The following is a 13936-nucleotide window of genomic DNA, read 5'->3' on the forward strand; positions in this document are numbered from 1 at the left end:
GGGGTGTAGAGGTCGGAGGTGGGGGCGAAGTCGGCTTCTTCTACTACTTGGCGGAGTTCGACCTCGTTGCCGAGGGCTTCGGCCAGGCGGGCGGCCCACTCGACGGCTTCGTCGCGGGAGCGGACCTCGACGACCATGACGCCGCCGATCAGCTCCTTGGTTTCGGCGAAGGGTCCGTCGGTGACGGTACGGCGGCCGTCGGCGACCTGGACGCGCGCTCCGAGCGCGCTGCGGTGTACCCCTTCGGCGAACAGCAGGACTCCCGCCTTCGACAGGTCCTCGACGACCTTGCCGACACCCTCCACCACGGACGGTGCCGGGAACTTACCGGCTTCGCTGTCCGCGTCGGCCTTGTTGATGATCATGTAGCGCATGGGTCTCCCTTTCGTGTCGGTCCCTTGCTCTCACGTCGAGTGACCGAACGCCAGATCGACACTCACCCCGGCAAAGATTCGGCAAGCAGTGGCGCCGTCAGCTCGTACAGCCGACGAGCGCTCGCCGGGTCGAACGTCGGCAGCCCCGGATCGACCGCCGTACCGACTGCTCGCAGGATCAGCCGCTCGGCCGGTTGCGCGTCCATCACCGCGAGCGTGTCCCGCACGCTCTCGGCCGGCGGCTTGGCGAAGGCCGCGCCGAGCACCCGGCTGACCGTCCGGAACGGCTGCGGGAGGTGGTTGGTCCCCGAGCGCGTGTACGGCGGTTGGACGCCGAAGTACTTGGTCCGTCCGTCCGGGTGGTTCTGCAGATAGTGGATCGGCAACAGGTCGTTCGCCCGGCCGCTCGCCATCATCGTCCGGATCACGCTGTACTTCCGCGTGCTCTGCAGGTCGTCCCACTGCACCGCACCCTTGGTGATCCCGGTCGCGCCGATATTCGTGATGATCGGCGTCTCGCCACGCTCGAGCAGATCGGTCAGGCCGTAGCTCAGCAGGAAGCGGCTCAGATAGTAGAGAACGAACGTCGCCTCCAGCCCATCCACCGTCTCCCGCCGCTTCATGAACGGCAGCATCGCGGTCAGCACCAACGCGTCGAGCGACTCGTGCCGGCTCTCCACCTCCGCGATCACCCGCCGGTTCTCCGCGATCGACAGCAGGTCCGCGGCCACGAACGCCGCCTCCCCCGGCAACCCCGCGGCGTCGTCCAGCAACGCTCGCCCGCGTTCCGGCGTACTGCCGATCACCGTCACCCGCGCCCCTTGCCGCAGGTAGTGCAAGGCGATCTCGCGCCCCATCCCCGTCGTACCACCGGCAACCACTACGTCACGCATCGCCCAACTCCTCAAGTCATCGATCGGTGACTTACCTGCCGTGAGGCTAGTCAGCCGGCGAGTACGATGTCAACACTCGATGACTTGGAGGCCGGATGACCAAGCAGCCTGGGCGGAAGCGGGACCGGGAAGCGACCCGGGCCCGGTTGCTGGAGTGCGCGCGGCTGCGCTTCGCTCGCGACGGGTACGACGGGACGTCGGTCCGCGACGTCGCTGGGGATGTCGGCGTGGATCCGGCCCTCGTGTTCCGGTACTTCGGTTCCAAGTCGGGCCTGTTCAGCGACGCCATGGCCACTTCGCAGGAGGCCGTCGTACTGCCGGATGGTCCGGTCGAGGAACTACCGGCCAAACTCCTGCACCAGCTGGTCTTCGAGGACTGGGCGGAGTACGCCGGGGAGCACCCGCTGATCGCGATGCTCCGCTCAGCCAGTCATGAGGACATGCGCGACCGCGTCCGTCAGCAGGTCTGCGACGGCTACCTCGGCGTCCTCTCAGAGCTTGCCGAGGGCAACGATGACAAGGACCTGCGGACCGAGCTCTTCGGCGCCTGGCTGCTCGGCATCGGCATCCTCCGCACCGCCGTCGGCACGCCCAGCCTCACCAAGGCCACCGAGGCCGACCTCACGCCGCACCTCGCCTCTGTCGCCAAGGCGCTGTTCGGCCGCGACATCCCGGTCTAGGTCAGCTCGGCTGGTCGCCCTCGGGCTGGTAGGCGCAGGCGTCGACGAGGTTCTGGGTCGGCGGCGGCGTGGTCTTGGCGTCCGACGGCGTCTTGGTGGTCTTGGGTGGCGTCTTGCTCGGCGGCGTCGCGGGCGGCGCGGGCGCTTCGAGCGCCTTCTCGATCGCCTCGCGCATCCCCTCGTAGTCGGGGTGCAGGTACTTCATCTTCAGCTTGGACACATCGAGGTTGATGTTCGCGACCGTGCCCGACTTGACCTTGAGCGCGAGCTGGACGAGCGCCGGCAGGAGCTCCTGCGGGATGTCGGTCCGGAGCAGGTGCTGACCTGCCTTCGCGATCGCCTGGTACTTCGTGACGAGCGTGGCCGGGTCGGCCGCGTCGACCATCGCCTTGATCGTGCAGCGCTGGCGGATCTGCCGCTGGTCGTCGTCGGCGTTGTACCGGCCGCGGGCGAACCAGAGCGCGTGCCGCCCGTCCAGGTGCTGCTTCGGGCCGGGCTCGATCCACTCCTTCGGCGGGATGTGCGCACTGCTGACCCCACCCATCGCCACCCGCTCGTTGACGTTGACGGTGATCCCGCCGAGCGCGTTCACGAGCTCCGGGAAACCGGTCAGATTCACCTGCAGGTAGTAGTCGATCTTCAGCCCGGTCGCCTCGCCGACCGACTGCTTCAGTACGTCGGCGCCCTCATTGTCGGAGGGGCCGAGGATGCCGGGGTGCGCGTCCGGGATGTTCTGGTACATCGCGGTCAGCATCCACTCCAGCCGGCCTTCCAGGCTGAGCCCTTCCTTGCCGAACCCGTTCGGATACTTCTTGTACAGCGGTGAGTCCTTCGGGAACGGCATGAAGGTGAGCTGCCTCGGCATCGAGATCAGCGAGGTGTTGCCGGTCTTGGTGTCGATACTCGCGACGATCACCGTGTCGGTCCGGACGCCCTCCCGGCTCGGGGCGTCGTCACCGCCGAGCAGCAGCAGGTTGAGCCGCGGCTTGTCCTCCCACGGGTCCTTGACGTTCACCGTCTTCGGCCGGGTGGCGCTCTTGCTCTCGCCCTGCGCCACGAACACGTCCTGCACCAGCGTCCGCTGCGCCAGCACGGTCTGTACGGCGAACGCCGTCGGAGCCGCGATCGCGAAGCAGAGCACCCCGACGAAAGTCGCGCCGATCGCCCGGCCACCGGCCCGTCCTGTTGCCGGACGCAACGATCGGTGCGAGGCGACGATCACGATGATCCAGAGCAGCGCGATCGCCGCGATCGTGACCGAGGTGGTCAGCAGCCAGCTCGGATCGACGGCGGCGGCCAGAACTTCGTCGCGCCGGGTCAGACCGACGTACGCGCCGAGGCCGACCAGCCCGAGGGTGAGAGTGAGGACGAACGCACCGATCTTCCGGCGACCACCGAGGATCAGCCCGATTCCGGGCAGCAACGCACCCAGCAGGGTCAGACCCAGCACCTTCGGCACCGAGCGTGCCCGTGTGACCGCCGTGTGCGAGTGTCTCCCCATTGACTCCCCTGTCGCCGTCCCCAGTCAGTGTGCATCGTTGGACCACACCTCTACATCTCCAGACGCGTTACAGGGTGATTCGGTTGTCATACGACGTGATGACCGCCGGCGAACCCCTCGGTTTCAACCAGGGCCCGGATCACACCGGCGATCTTCTCGGGGGCGGTCCAGCCGCTGGTGTCGGCGTTCGGCAGGGCGCTGCGGTTGGCCGCGGTGTCGATGGTTCCGGGGAGAACCGTGTTCACCCGGATGCCGTCCTTGGCGTACTCCACCTGCAGCGCGTCGGCGAAGGCGAGGACGGCGGCCTTGGCCGAGATGTACCCCGCCGCCCCGGAGAACGGCCGCTGCGCCGCGCGACTCGACGTACAAACGATTGCTCCACCGCCGCCCGCGATCAGGTGCGGGAGGACCGCCTGGGTGATCAGGTACGTCGGTCGCAGGTTGAGCCGGAACTGCTCCTCGAACTGCTCGATCGGCGTCTCGTGCACCCGCGCCCCCGACGCGAACCCACCCACCAGGTTCACCAACGCCCGCACCGGCGCCCCGACCTCCGAAGTAGCCAGCGCAACCACATCAGCGACCCCGGCCGGATCGAACGGATCAGCCACGATCGGAGTCAGCGCCGGATCCGCCCCCAACCGCTCCAGCGACTCCTCCGACCGCCCCGGCACCACCACTCGCCACCCACTCGCGAGAAAGCCCGCCACAACCGCGCGCCCCAACCCACCGGTGCCCCCGGCAACAACCACAGTCCGCTCCATCATGGGGTCGAGCGTAGAGGCCGCCACCACCCGAACGACAGGACGTATACGCCCACTGGACCATCCGCTCGTCTTCCCTGAGCCGGGATGGTGGGCCTAGTAGAGGTATACGTCCTGTCCTTGCGCAGATGTGTATTCGGTCGCGAGGGCGGCCGGACTGGGGTTAGCGTCGCGGGATGCGGATTCTGGCGTTGGGCGGGAACGGGTTTGTCGGGCGCGCGGTCGTGATGGACGCGCTGGAGCACGGGGCCGAGGTGACATCGTTCAGTCGCGGGGTGAGTGGAAGCGCGCTGCCGGGTGAGGTGGTGCAGCTGGTCGGTGATCGGGAGGCCGGGGACTACGCGGCTCTGCGGTCCGGGGAGTGGGACGCCGTCGTGGATCTCAGCGGTTATCAGACCAAGCAGGTCGACGAGGCGATGGATGTGCTCGGTGATCGCGTTGGGCGGTACGTGTTCGTTTCGAGTCACGCGGTCTACGTGCGGGATCTGCCGGCCGGGACGACCGAGGACGCACCCCGGCAAGCTCCCCTGCGCGCCGCCGACGTGCTCACGAATGAGACGTACGGGCGGTGCAAGGTCGCCTGCGAGGACGACGTCCTGGAGCGGTACGGCGACCGCGCGACGCTCGTGCGTCCGGGGCGCGTGACCGGTCCGGGCGACTCGGGCAATACGGCTCTTTATTGGGTACGGCGAGGTGCGCGGGGCGGGCGGGTTGCCGTGCCGACGTCACCTGAGCAGCCACTGCAGTTCATCGACAGCCGGGATCTCGGACGACTCGTGGTGCAGTTGATCACCGACGACCGTCCGGGTGCGTTCAACGCGATCGGGCCGGAGAGCACCCTCGGTGAACTGATCACCACGGCAGCCGAGATCGCCGGCACCTCGGTCGAACTCGTGCAGGTTCCGGCGGACGCCGTACCGGACCGCTTCCCGCTTGTCGAGCCTGAGGAGATCTGGCCCGCCCGCCGCCGCAACCCGTCGAAGGCCCGCGCGGCCGGCATGCCGGTCACCCCGCTGAAGCAGACCCTCACCGACCTCCTCGCCTGGGACCAAGACCGAGGGGAGCCCGCATTGGACATCGGCCTGTCCGCCGAGGCAGAAGCCGAAATCCTGCAGCATCGGTAGCTCAGTTTTCGGGGAGGGCTAGGGTGCGGCCGGCGTCTCGGGCTGCGTTGATGGAGCGGGTGAAGGTGTCCTGGAGTGCGCTGGCCTCGTCGGCGAAGCCTTGGACGAGGGTGGTGTCGCCGACGGGTTCGGTGCGGGCGAGGAGCTCGATGTAGCGGTCGCCGTCGCCGAGGGCAGCCTCGGCGCGCAGGGCTGCGTCGGCGGAACGAACGCGGTGGGCGTAGCGCTCGAGCAGGTCGACCTTGCGCTCGATGGCCGCAACCGACAGGGCGAGCGCGCGACGCTGCGGGCCGAGGACGGTGTCGAGCTCGGCGGTCGCCATCCCGTGGGCGACGTCGCGCTGCCGCGCACGGAGGACCGTCTGCTCGCGGAGCACCTGCGCGATGTCCCACAACTGCTCGGGCAGGACTAGCTCGTTCTGCATGTCGTCGAGCAGGCCGCGCCGGGTAACCGTTGCCTCAAGCACCGTTTTCACCGAGCGCTGCGCCCGGCCCAGCAACCGCGCCGCCGGGTCGTCGAAATCCGCCGGCAGCAGGTACGACCCGTGCTGCACCCGGACCGCCTTGTGCCCGCGGTCCTCGATCATCGACTTGACCAGCACCCCGCCGGTCGCGAGTACGGCGATGCCCGCCAGCACGACCGAGATCCACACCGCGACCTGCGCCGGCAAAGTCCCCGCCATGATGATCACGGCCAGCAGCCACCCGCCCACCCAGACCGCGACCCACACCAGCAACTGCCCGGCCGTGTTCGCCGGCGCCATCGACCACCACGTCTGCCGCTTCGGCCGTGGCGCGTCCGCGGCCACGAACAACTCCGGCCGATGCTCGTACAACCGCCGTACCGCTTCCGGCACACCAGGTGCGAACACCGGCTCCATCGCCACCTCCACTAGAGCTCGTCAGCACTCAGCGTAGCGGTCCCGGCATGGCCTGTGAGGCACCGAACGAGCGATATTGCTGACAGGTTAGGTAAGGCTATGCTTCCGCCATGCTTGAGGCCGGTGAGGACGTCAGAGGGCTCGCAGGTGATGACCTGCGCCTGGGGTACCACGGCGTTCGCGTGGTCGACGGGGCGTCGCTGCGGATCGAGGCTGCCAGTGTGACCGCACTGGTCGGCCCGAACGGCAGCGGCAAGTCGACCCTGCTCCGGGCGCTCGCCCGGCTGCACCAGCCGGAGTCCGGCAGCATCACGTTCCCCGACGGCGGGAACGCACTCGCCTTGTCGGCCAAGGAGTTCGCCCGCAAAGTGACCTTGCTCTCGCAGTCGCGGCCGACGCCGAACGGTGTCAGCGTGCGCGACGTCGTCGGGTACGGGCGCCATCCGCATCGGGGCCGCTGGCGCGGTGACGATCCGGACGGGCACCGGGCGATCGAGCACGCGATGGAGGTCACCGGGGTGACCCGGATGGCGGATCGCGCCGTCGACGAACTCTCCGGCGGCGAACTGCAACGCGTGTGGCTCGCGACCTGTCTGGCCCAGGACACCGGTGTCCTGCTGCTCGACGAGCCGACCACTTTTCTCGATCTGCGCTACCAGATCGAGATCCTCGACCTGATGCGTGACCTGGCCGACGACCATGGGGTCGCGGTGGGCGTCGTCCTGCACGACCTCAACCAGGCCGCAGCAGTCGCGGACCGGATCGCACTACTCGATCAGGGGCGAGTACGTGCGACCGGAACCCCGGCCGAGGTACTGGACGCCGGCGCGCTGTCCGAGACCTACGGCATCGCGATCGAGGTGGGGACCGACCCGGCGACCGGCCTGGTCACCACCCGCCCGATCGGCAAGCACCTCAGCCGCATCCCGACCAACTGAAAGTACTCATTCATGAAGCGAACCACCCTCTTCGTCGCCGCGGCTCTGCTCGCCCTGACCGCGTGCGGGACCAGCGAGCCCGCCGCCTCCACCGACAATCCGACCACCGCCACGGCCGGCCCGGTCTCGATCACCGACTCGCGCGGTAAGAAGATCGACCTCAAGGCGCCCGCCACCAAGGTCGTCGGCCTCGAGTGGGGCGTCGTCGAGAACCTGATCTCCGTCGGCGTGATGCCGGTCGGCGTCGCCGACGTGAAGGGCTACAACGCCTGGGTCACCGCCGCCAAGCTCGACTCGACGGTGAAGGACGTCGGCACCCGCGGCGAGTCCAGCGTGGACGCGATCGTTGCCCTGAACCCGGATCTGGTCATCACCACCAGCGACGAGTCCGCGAGCGCGATCGCCGGGATGGAGAAGGCCGTTCCGGTCCTGGTCGTTGACGCGGCCGACGCGAAGAACGTGATCCCGCAGATGAAGACCAACCTCGAACTCACCGCGAGCGCCGTCGGCAAGACCGAGCAGGCCAAGCAGATCAACGCCGACTTCGACAAGGCCCTTGCCGACGGCAAGCAGAAGATCGCCGACGCGGGCAAGGCCGGGACGCCGTTCACGATGGCCGACGGGTACAAGCAGGGCAGCACGATCTCGATCCGGATGTACACCCCGGGATCGCTGCTCGGTGCCGTCGGCAACGAACTCGGCCTGAAGAACGCCTGGACCGAGGGCGGCGACAAGGACTACGGCCTGGCCTCGACCGACCTCGAGGGCCTGACCAAACTGAAGGACGGCGAGTTCCTCTACATCGCCAACGACGCCGACGGCGGTGACGTGTTCGGCAAGGACCTGGCCGGGAACGCGATCTGGAAGAACCTGCCGTTCGTGAAGAGCAACAACCTGCACCGACTGCCGGACGGCATCTGGATGTTCGGCGGCCCGAAGTCGACCGAGCAGTTCATCGACGCAGCGGTCAAGGCTGTCACGTCTTGACCCAGGTCATCACCGCGCTGGAGACAGTGCACCAACCGGTACGGCGGATCCGCGTGACCGGGGTGTTCCTGCTCGCGCTCGCGGCGATCGTCGTACTGGCAGGGGTCCACCTCACCCAGGGCACCTCGTCAGTGGGTGCCGGGGACCTGATCAAACTGGCGTTCGGCCAGGGCACCGACAACGCGGCGAACGTTCTCGTCGCATCCCGGCTGCCCCGGCTGCTCGCCGGCGTCCTGGTGGGCCTCGCCCTCGGCGTCGCCGGCGCTGGTCTGCAGTCGCTGGCCCGCAACCCACTCGCCTCGCCCGACACGTTGGGGGTCAATGCAGGGGCGTATCTGACGGTTGTAGTGGTGGCGGCACTCGGCATCAACCTGCCTGTTCTTCCGGCCGGTGGGGTCGCGTTCGCCGGCGGGCTGGCGGCTGCCGTTCTGGTGCTGGCGTTGTCCTCAGGCGGTGCGTCCGGCCCGACCCGGCTGATCCTGGCCGGGTCCGCGGTCGCGATGGCACTGGGCGGCATCACCACGTTGCTGATGCTGCTCTACCGCGAGGAGACCGTCGGGATCTTCACCTGGAGCGCGGGCACGCTGGTCCAGACCGACCTGCATGCCTTCAACCAGATGGCGCCGATCGTTGCCATCGGCATCATCGGTTCGTTGCTGCTGGCCACCAAGCTGGACATCCTCGCGCTCGGTGACGACACCGCCGCCGTACTGGGAGTGCATGTACGGCGGGTGCGCGTCCTCACCACGCTGATCACGGTGCTGTTGTCCGCGGCCGCCGTGACAGTGACCGGACCGGTCGGTTTCGTCGGACTGGTCGCACCGGTCCTCGTGCGACTGATCGCACCGGTCGTCCCGGGTCTGCTCCGGCACCGGGTTCTGCTTCCGTTGTCCGGACTGGCCGGCGTACTGGTTGTGCTGTTGTCGGATGTCAGCCTGCGGGCTGCGTTCGGCGGGCAGGCCGGGGTCGAGATTCCGACCGGCATCATGACGATGATGGTCGGCGCGATCGTGCTGGTCTGGCTCGCGCGCCGGTACCGCGATTCCGGGGCGAGCCGGACGCCCGGTGGCGCGAGCTCCGGCGTTCGCACGCGGCGGCGCTTCCTCCTGGTTACCGTCGTACTGCTGGTGTTCGTGGTGGCTGCCGCGATCTTCGCGATGCTCGCCGGGGACGCGTTCCTGCGGACCGGGGACATCGCCAACTGGATCAACGGCCGGTCCGGCCGAGCCATCACGTACGTTCTCGATCAGCGGTTCCCGCGCGTGCTCGCGGCACTGCTTTGCGGGGCCGCCCTCGCGATCGCAGGCACCGCCGTACAGGCTGTTTGCCGGAACCCGCTTGCTGAGCCGGGCATTCTCGGCATCACCGGTGGCGCCGGGGTCGGGGCCGTCGCCACGCTGATCATCTTGCCGTCGGCAAGCATTTGGCTGCTCTCCGGCGTCGCGTCGATCGCCGCACTCGCGACGTTCGCACTGGTCTATCTGGTGTCGTGGCGCGGTGGGTTGAGCTCCGATCGGTTGGTGCTGATCGGAGTCGGGGTCTCGTCGGCCGCGACCGCGGTCATCACGCTGATGATCGTCGCCACCGACCCATGGAACATCAGCCTCGCGATGACCTGGCTCTCCGGCAGCACCTACGGCCGGACGTTGCCCCAGGTGATCCCGGTCGCGCTCGGACTACTCGTGCTCACCCCGCTGATCGCGCACCACCGTCGCGAACTCGACCTGCTCGCGCTGAACGACGACGTACCGCGCATCCTCGGTGTCCGGCTCGAACGGACGCGGCTGCTGATGCTGTTGTGCGCAGCCCTGATGACCGCCACCGCGGTCTCGGCGATCGGCGTGGTCGGCTTCGTCGGACTGGTCGCACCGCACGCCGCTCGCGCCCTGGTCGGCGGCAACCACAGCCGGATCCTCCCGGTCTCCGCCCTGCTCGGCGCCGTCCTGGTGAGCGTCTCGGACAGCCTCGGCCGCACGCTCCTCGCCCCGGCCCAGATCCCGGCCGGCCTCCTCACCGCACTCATCGGAGCGCCGTACTTCGTCTACCTCTTGTGGCGAACCCGAATCCCCGTGTCAGGATGAGTCCATGCTGCGCGAACTGCACCTGACCGGGGATCCGGCCGCGGACAAACTGCTCAACGACGACCCGTTCGCCCTGCTGGTCGGGATGCTGCTGGATCAGCAGTACCCGATGGAGCACGCGTTCGCCGGGCCGCGGAAGATCGCGGACCGGATGGACGGGTTCGATCTGCACAAGATCGCCGCCTCCGATATCGAGGAGTTCGTCGAGCTGTGCGTGACCCCGCCGGCCATCCACCGGTACGGCGGTTCGATGGGCCGCCGCGTGCATGCGCTGGCGCAGCACATCATCGAGAACTACGACGGCAACACCGCGTACCTGTGGACCGCCGGCCGGCCGAAGCCGGACGGCGCCGAGGTGCTGAAGCGGTTGAAGGCGTTGCCCGGATTCGGTGAGCAGAAGGCGAAGATCTTCCTCGCGATGCTCGGCAAGCAGCGCGGCGTCGAGCCGAAGGGCTGGCGCGAGGCAGCCGGCTCGTACGGCGACCGCGGGTCACGCCGTTCGATCGCCGATGTGGTCGACGCCAAGTCACTCGGCGAGGTCCGGGCGTTCAAGAAGGAAGCGAAGGCGGCAGCCAAGGCTGCTACAGCCTGACGGCCAGCCCGTCCAGCATCAGGTCGAGGCCGAACGCGAACAGCCGGTCCAGGTCGTAGTCGAAATCCCAGTCGTCCGCCATCAGGTCGCGGAACGCGGTCAGGTTCCCGGCCGCGATCACGGCGGCCATCTGCTCGGTCTGCCGCTCCGCCCAGTCGTCGGCGGTCAGCCCGGTGTCCTGCACTGCCTGCGCCTCTGTCTCCATCGCCTGGGCCAGGCTGCGGACATACCCGAAGACGCTGATGACGGCGTACATGGCCGTGGTCTTGTCCAGCGGTTTGAACGCGGACAGCAGCGCGTCGGTGTGCGGCAGTAGGTGCGGGAGGACCTGCGGTCGGCCGACGCTGACCGCACCGGCCAGCCAGAGGTGCGCCCGGTACGCCGCCCACTGGGTCTGCGCGACCACGGTCACGCGGGCGCGCCAATCGCCGTACAGGGTTGGGAGCGGGAACTCGCCGAAGGCCGCGTCGACCATTTGCAGGACGAGGGTCTCCTTGCCGCCGACATGGCGGTACAGGGCCATCGTGGAGACGCCGAGCTCGGCCGCGATCCGGCGCATCGAGACCGCGGGGAGGCCCTCGGCGTCGGCGATCGCGATCCCCATCCGGACCACCTGGTCCCGCTCCAACGCGAGTGCGAGTCCAGAGCGAGGCTCGTTCAGTGCTGCAGGCACCGGGCGGGCGCGGGTGGTGCGGGGTGGGGCGCCGACGATGGTGCCGACGCCGGGGCTGGCGTGCACGAGGCGTTCGTCCTGCAGCGCCCGGAGCGCCTTGGTCGCGGTCGCCATCGCCACCCCGAAGTCACGCACAAGGCTCCGGGTCGACGGCACCCGCTCCCCCGGCTGCAGCTCCCCTGTCTCGATCCGCCGCCGGAGCTCAGCTGCGATCACCAGGTACGGCGGCTCGTCCATCAACCGCGCTCCTTCCTGACCCGGCTCAGCCGCCGGCGCGGATGACCAGCTCCTGATCGAGATTGCGGCCCTCGTCGGGGTCTGCCGGCGTACCCGCGGGGTGCGAGGCGATCGTGTCCTCGAGCTTGACGGACGCGGGCAACGTGCGGAACCGCTCGTCGGGCGACTCGCTCATCGGGGCCTCCAAAGGTTCAGTCGGATCACCAGTGTGCCTGAGGGTGCGGGTTGTCCCTTGTGGTCGGGCCAATTACCTGCCCAAACCCGGTACTGCGGCCTATGCTCGCTGGGGAAACGGGAGGAACGCGGATGGACGTCCGGGATCTGGATCGGCGCGCCGGCGCAGTACTGGGGGAAGTCGTCATGCAGGTGCGCCCTGAGCACCTCAGCCTGCCGACGCCCTGCCCCGACTGGACCGTGCGCGGACTACTCCGGCACATCGTCAGCGAGAACGAGGGCTTCGCCGCCGCGGCCATCAACGGCTCCGCGCCCGTGCAGACGTGGACCGGCGGCCGCCTCGGCGACAACCCGGCCGGTGCGTACCGGCGTTCTAACGTCGCCGTGGCCGACGCGTTCGCCGACGGCGGGGCGCTGGACCGACTGATGGAGGTCCGCGAGTACGGCTCGTTCCCGCGCCGGATCGCGCTGACCTTCCACCACCTGGACTGCGTGGTGCATGCCTGGGACCTCGCCCAGGCCCTCCGCATCCCGTACAGCCCGCCGCGTGACCTGGTCGAGGCCGCGCTCGACCTGGCCCGCCGGATCCCCGACACCGACTCGGCCCGCGGGCCCGGCGCGGCCTTCGAGCGCAGCGTCAAAGTCTCCGGTACGGCGTCCACGTTCGACCAGCTACTCGGTCTGCTCGGCCGCAATCCGGAGTGGACCGTCTGAGCTCTGCAGGTCTGAGTAGGTCTGCAGGTCGATCGCATCCGGTTTGCCTACTGTCAGCTTGCCCATCGGTCCAGCCAGGAGCTTTGACATCATCAGCCGGATCATCGTGTCCCGGTAGCCGATGCCGAAGGCGGTCATCGGCATCGCCATCTTGATTCCGCCGGGCGGCAGTTCCATCCGCTGATCGACGTACGCCTGCATTCTGCGCTGGTACGCCGGGAACGCGTGCTCGTGATTGCCGTTCGCCGCTAGTTCGCCGGCGAGGACGTAGGCGCCGACCAGGGCGAGCGCCGTACCGTGCCCTGCTAGTGGTGAGCCGCAGTAGCCGGCGTCGCCGACCAGCGCGACGCGGCCCTGCGACCACTCCGGTACGACGACGCGGCTGGTGCTGTCGAAGTAGAAGTCCTCGGCTGTGGGGAGCTGCTTGAGAATGTGTTCCGCGTGCCAGCCGACGTCTTTGAACCGCTGGTTGAGTAGCGCCTTCTGCGCGGCGACATCGCGGTAGTCGTAGTCGATGACCGGCGACCGGAAACTCAGCAGGGCCTTGGCGAACCGCGGATCGTGATCGGGCCGCAGCCCGACCCAGAGTCCGCGGGGTGCGGTGTAGACCTTCATCCAGTGGTTCAGGTCCTCTGGGGCCTCGACCGTGAAGTACGACGTGTAACCGCCGAGGTGCTGCACGAACCGATCATGCGGTCCGAAGGCGAGCCGACGTACCCGCGAGTGCACGCCATCCGCCCCGATGACCAGGTCGAACCGTCGCCGCGTCCCACTCGCGAACGCCACGTCGACCCCGTTCGCGTCCTGATCGAGCTGCGCGACCGAGTCGCCGTACAGGTACTCGACCTCCTGCGTGGCCTCGGCCAAGACCTCCGCGAGGTCACCGCGGAGGATCTCGATCTCCGCGACCGGCCCGGCGCCGTCGAACAGCTCGGCCGGCATCGCCACGCTCCGGCGCCCGTCGGCCCGAACGTACTCGAACCCCCGCTCATGCAACTGCCGCTGCCGAACCGCGGGCATCAACCCCATCCGCTCGACCACCTCTTTCGAGATGCCCCGCAGATCCACCGTCTGCCCACCCGGCCTCGGACCGCCCGCAACCTCCACGACGGTCGGCGCGAATCCGGCCCGCCGCAACCAGAACGCCAGCGCCGGCCCCGCAATCCCACCACCACTGATCAACACACTCTTACTCATCACAACCACCCCTCATCGACTAGTGCGCGTACGCCGTACACGTTGCACTAGTGGAGTGTGGAAAGGCCACCGCGCACTAGAGCACCACCCCGAGGTGCACTAGTACCCCCACCATGCCCGCGCCCCGGAG

The 13936-nt window shown here is 68.6% G+C and carries 15 protein-coding genes; 7 read left to right on the forward strand and 8 right to left on the reverse strand.

Annotation, left to right across the window (positions count from 1 at the left end):
* Both E1261_RS35980 and E1261_RS35985 read right to left on the reverse strand, forming a co-directional pair.
* Positions 1-374: YciI family protein (locus tag E1261_RS35980; RefSeq protein WP_132414203.1), on the reverse strand; the 374-nt coding region annotated here is incomplete at its 3' end.
* Positions 375-436: 62 nt separating this feature from the next.
* Positions 437-1267: an SDR family NAD(P)-dependent oxidoreductase gene (locus tag E1261_RS35985; RefSeq protein ID WP_132414204.1), complete on the reverse strand. Its 831-nt coding sequence runs from the start codon at positions 1265-1267 to the stop codon at positions 437-439.
* A 95-nt stretch (positions 1268-1362) separates the two neighbouring features.
* Here E1261_RS35985 and E1261_RS35990 point away from each other — a divergent pair, with 95 nt between their 5' ends.
* On the forward strand, positions 1363-1947 hold the full coding sequence (locus E1261_RS35990; protein ID WP_132414205.1) for a TetR/AcrR family transcriptional regulator: 585 nt from the start codon (positions 1363-1365) through the stop codon (positions 1945-1947).
* A gap of 1 nt (position 1948) precedes the next feature.
* Here E1261_RS35990 and E1261_RS35995 read toward each other — a convergent pair whose 3' ends face one another.
* On the reverse strand, positions 1949-3406 hold the full coding sequence (locus E1261_RS35995; protein WP_238176640.1) for an LCP family protein: 1458 nt from the start codon (positions 3404-3406) through the stop codon (positions 1949-1951).
* A gap of 128 nt (positions 3407-3534) precedes the next feature.
* Entirely contained in the window at positions 3535-4212 is a 678-nt protein-coding gene (locus E1261_RS36000; RefSeq protein WP_132414206.1) for an SDR family NAD(P)-dependent oxidoreductase, read from the reverse strand.
* 173 nt (positions 4213-4385) lie between these two features.
* On the opposite strand from E1261_RS36000, the gene E1261_RS36005 reads away from it, so the two are divergent.
* Positions 4386-5333, forward strand: coding sequence for an NAD-dependent epimerase/dehydratase family protein (locus tag E1261_RS36005; RefSeq protein WP_132414207.1), 948 nt, complete (start codon positions 4386-4388; stop codon positions 5331-5333).
* A gap of 1 nt (position 5334) precedes the next feature.
* Here the strand turns inward: E1261_RS36005 and E1261_RS36010 are convergent, their stop codons facing one another.
* Positions 5335-6213, reverse strand: a complete 879-nt coding sequence (locus E1261_RS36010; protein WP_238176641.1) for a hypothetical protein — start codon at positions 6211-6213, stop codon at positions 5335-5337.
* A 110-nt stretch (positions 6214-6323) separates the two neighbouring features.
* Between E1261_RS36010 and E1261_RS36015 the strand changes: the two genes are divergently transcribed.
* From E1261_RS36015 to E1261_RS36030, 4 genes are read left to right on the forward strand one after another with little or no spacing between them, the layout of a single operon-like run.
* Complete coding sequence (locus E1261_RS36015; RefSeq protein WP_132414208.1) at positions 6324-7151, forward strand: ABC transporter ATP-binding protein; 828 nt, start codon at positions 6324-6326, stop codon at positions 7149-7151.
* Between the two features lie 12 nt (positions 7152-7163).
* Positions 7164-8138, forward strand: a complete 975-nt coding sequence (locus E1261_RS36020) for an ABC transporter substrate-binding protein (protein WP_132414209.1) — start codon at positions 7164-7166, stop codon at positions 8136-8138.
* Positions 8135-10219, forward strand: a complete 2085-nt coding sequence (locus E1261_RS36025; RefSeq protein WP_132414210.1) for an iron ABC transporter permease — start codon at positions 8135-8137, stop codon at positions 10217-10219. Before E1261_RS36020 ends, E1261_RS36025 begins: the two co-directional genes overlap by 4 nt.
* Positions 10220-10223: 4 nt before the next feature.
* Positions 10224-10811: an HhH-GPD-type base excision DNA repair protein gene (locus tag E1261_RS36030; protein WP_132414211.1), complete on the forward strand. Its 588-nt coding sequence runs from the start codon at positions 10224-10226 to the stop codon at positions 10809-10811.
* On the opposite strand, the gene E1261_RS36035 is transcribed toward E1261_RS36030, so the two are convergent.
* Both E1261_RS36035 and E1261_RS45565 read right to left on the reverse strand, forming a co-directional pair.
* Complete coding sequence (locus tag E1261_RS36035) at positions 10801-11721, reverse strand: GntR family transcriptional regulator (RefSeq protein WP_132414212.1); 921 nt, start codon at positions 11719-11721, stop codon at positions 10801-10803. The two genes, E1261_RS36030 and E1261_RS36035, sit on opposite strands and share 11 nt — an antisense overlap.
* 25 nt (positions 11722-11746) lie before the next feature.
* Positions 11747-11896, reverse strand: a complete 150-nt coding sequence (locus tag E1261_RS45565; protein WP_165952758.1) for a hypothetical protein — start codon at positions 11894-11896, stop codon at positions 11747-11749.
* Between the two features lie 131 nt (positions 11897-12027).
* Between E1261_RS45565 and E1261_RS36040 the strand changes: the two genes are divergently transcribed.
* Positions 12028-12609, forward strand: a complete 582-nt coding sequence (locus tag E1261_RS36040; RefSeq protein WP_132414213.1) for a TIGR03086 family metal-binding protein — start codon at positions 12028-12030, stop codon at positions 12607-12609.
* Here the strand turns inward: E1261_RS36040 and E1261_RS36045 are convergent.
* Entirely contained in the window at positions 12568-13806 is a 1239-nt protein-coding gene (locus tag E1261_RS36045) for an FAD-dependent monooxygenase (RefSeq protein ID WP_132414214.1), read from the reverse strand. The two genes, E1261_RS36040 and E1261_RS36045, sit on opposite strands and share 42 nt — an antisense overlap.
* Between the last annotated feature and the right edge of the window lie 130 nt (positions 13807-13936).

The organism is Kribbella albertanoniae (genome assembly GCF_004348455.1).
In the GTDB taxonomy this organism is placed as follows: Bacteria; Actinomycetota; Actinomycetes; order Propionibacteriales; family Kribbellaceae; genus Kribbella; species Kribbella albertanoniae.

Bases quoted from the DNA above. Each gene is read 5' to 3' on its own strand.
- E1261_RS35985 (WP_132414204.1), bottom strand. From the start codon at position 1,267: ATGCGTGACGTAGTGGTTGCCGGTGGTACGACGGGGATGGGGCGCGAG.
- E1261_RS35990 (WP_132414205.1), top strand. From the start codon at position 1,363: ATGACCAAGCAGCCTGGGCGGAAGCGGGACCGGGAAGCGACCCGGGCC.
- E1261_RS36000 (WP_132414206.1), bottom strand. From the start codon at position 4,212: ATGATGGAGCGGACTGTGGTTGTTGCCGGGGGCACCGGTGGGTTGGGG.
- E1261_RS36005 (WP_132414207.1), top strand. From the start codon at position 4,386: ATGCGGATTCTGGCGTTGGGCGGGAACGGGTTTGTCGGGCGCGCGGTC.
- E1261_RS36010 (WP_238176641.1), bottom strand. From the start codon at position 6,213: ATGGAGCCGGTGTTCGCACCTGGTGTGCCGGAAGCGGTACGGCGGTTG.
- E1261_RS36015 (WP_132414208.1), top strand. From the start codon at position 6,324: ATGCTTGAGGCCGGTGAGGACGTCAGAGGGCTCGCAGGTGATGACCTG.
- E1261_RS36020 (WP_132414209.1), top strand. From the start codon at position 7,164: ATGAAGCGAACCACCCTCTTCGTCGCCGCGGCTCTGCTCGCCCTGACC.
- E1261_RS36030 (WP_132414211.1), top strand. From the start codon at position 10,224: ATGCTGCGCGAACTGCACCTGACCGGGGATCCGGCCGCGGACAAACTG.
- E1261_RS36035 (WP_132414212.1), bottom strand. From the start codon at position 11,721: ATGGACGAGCCGCCGTACCTGGTGATCGCAGCTGAGCTCCGGCGGCGG.
- E1261_RS45565 (WP_165952758.1), bottom strand. From the start codon at position 11,896: ATGAGCGAGTCGCCCGACGAGCGGTTCCGCACGTTGCCCGCGTCCGTC.
- E1261_RS36040 (WP_132414213.1), top strand. From the start codon at position 12,028: ATGGACGTCCGGGATCTGGATCGGCGCGCCGGCGCAGTACTGGGGGAA.
- E1261_RS36045 (WP_132414214.1), bottom strand. From the start codon at position 13,806: ATGAGTAAGAGTGTGTTGATCAGTGGTGGTGGGATTGCGGGGCCGGCG.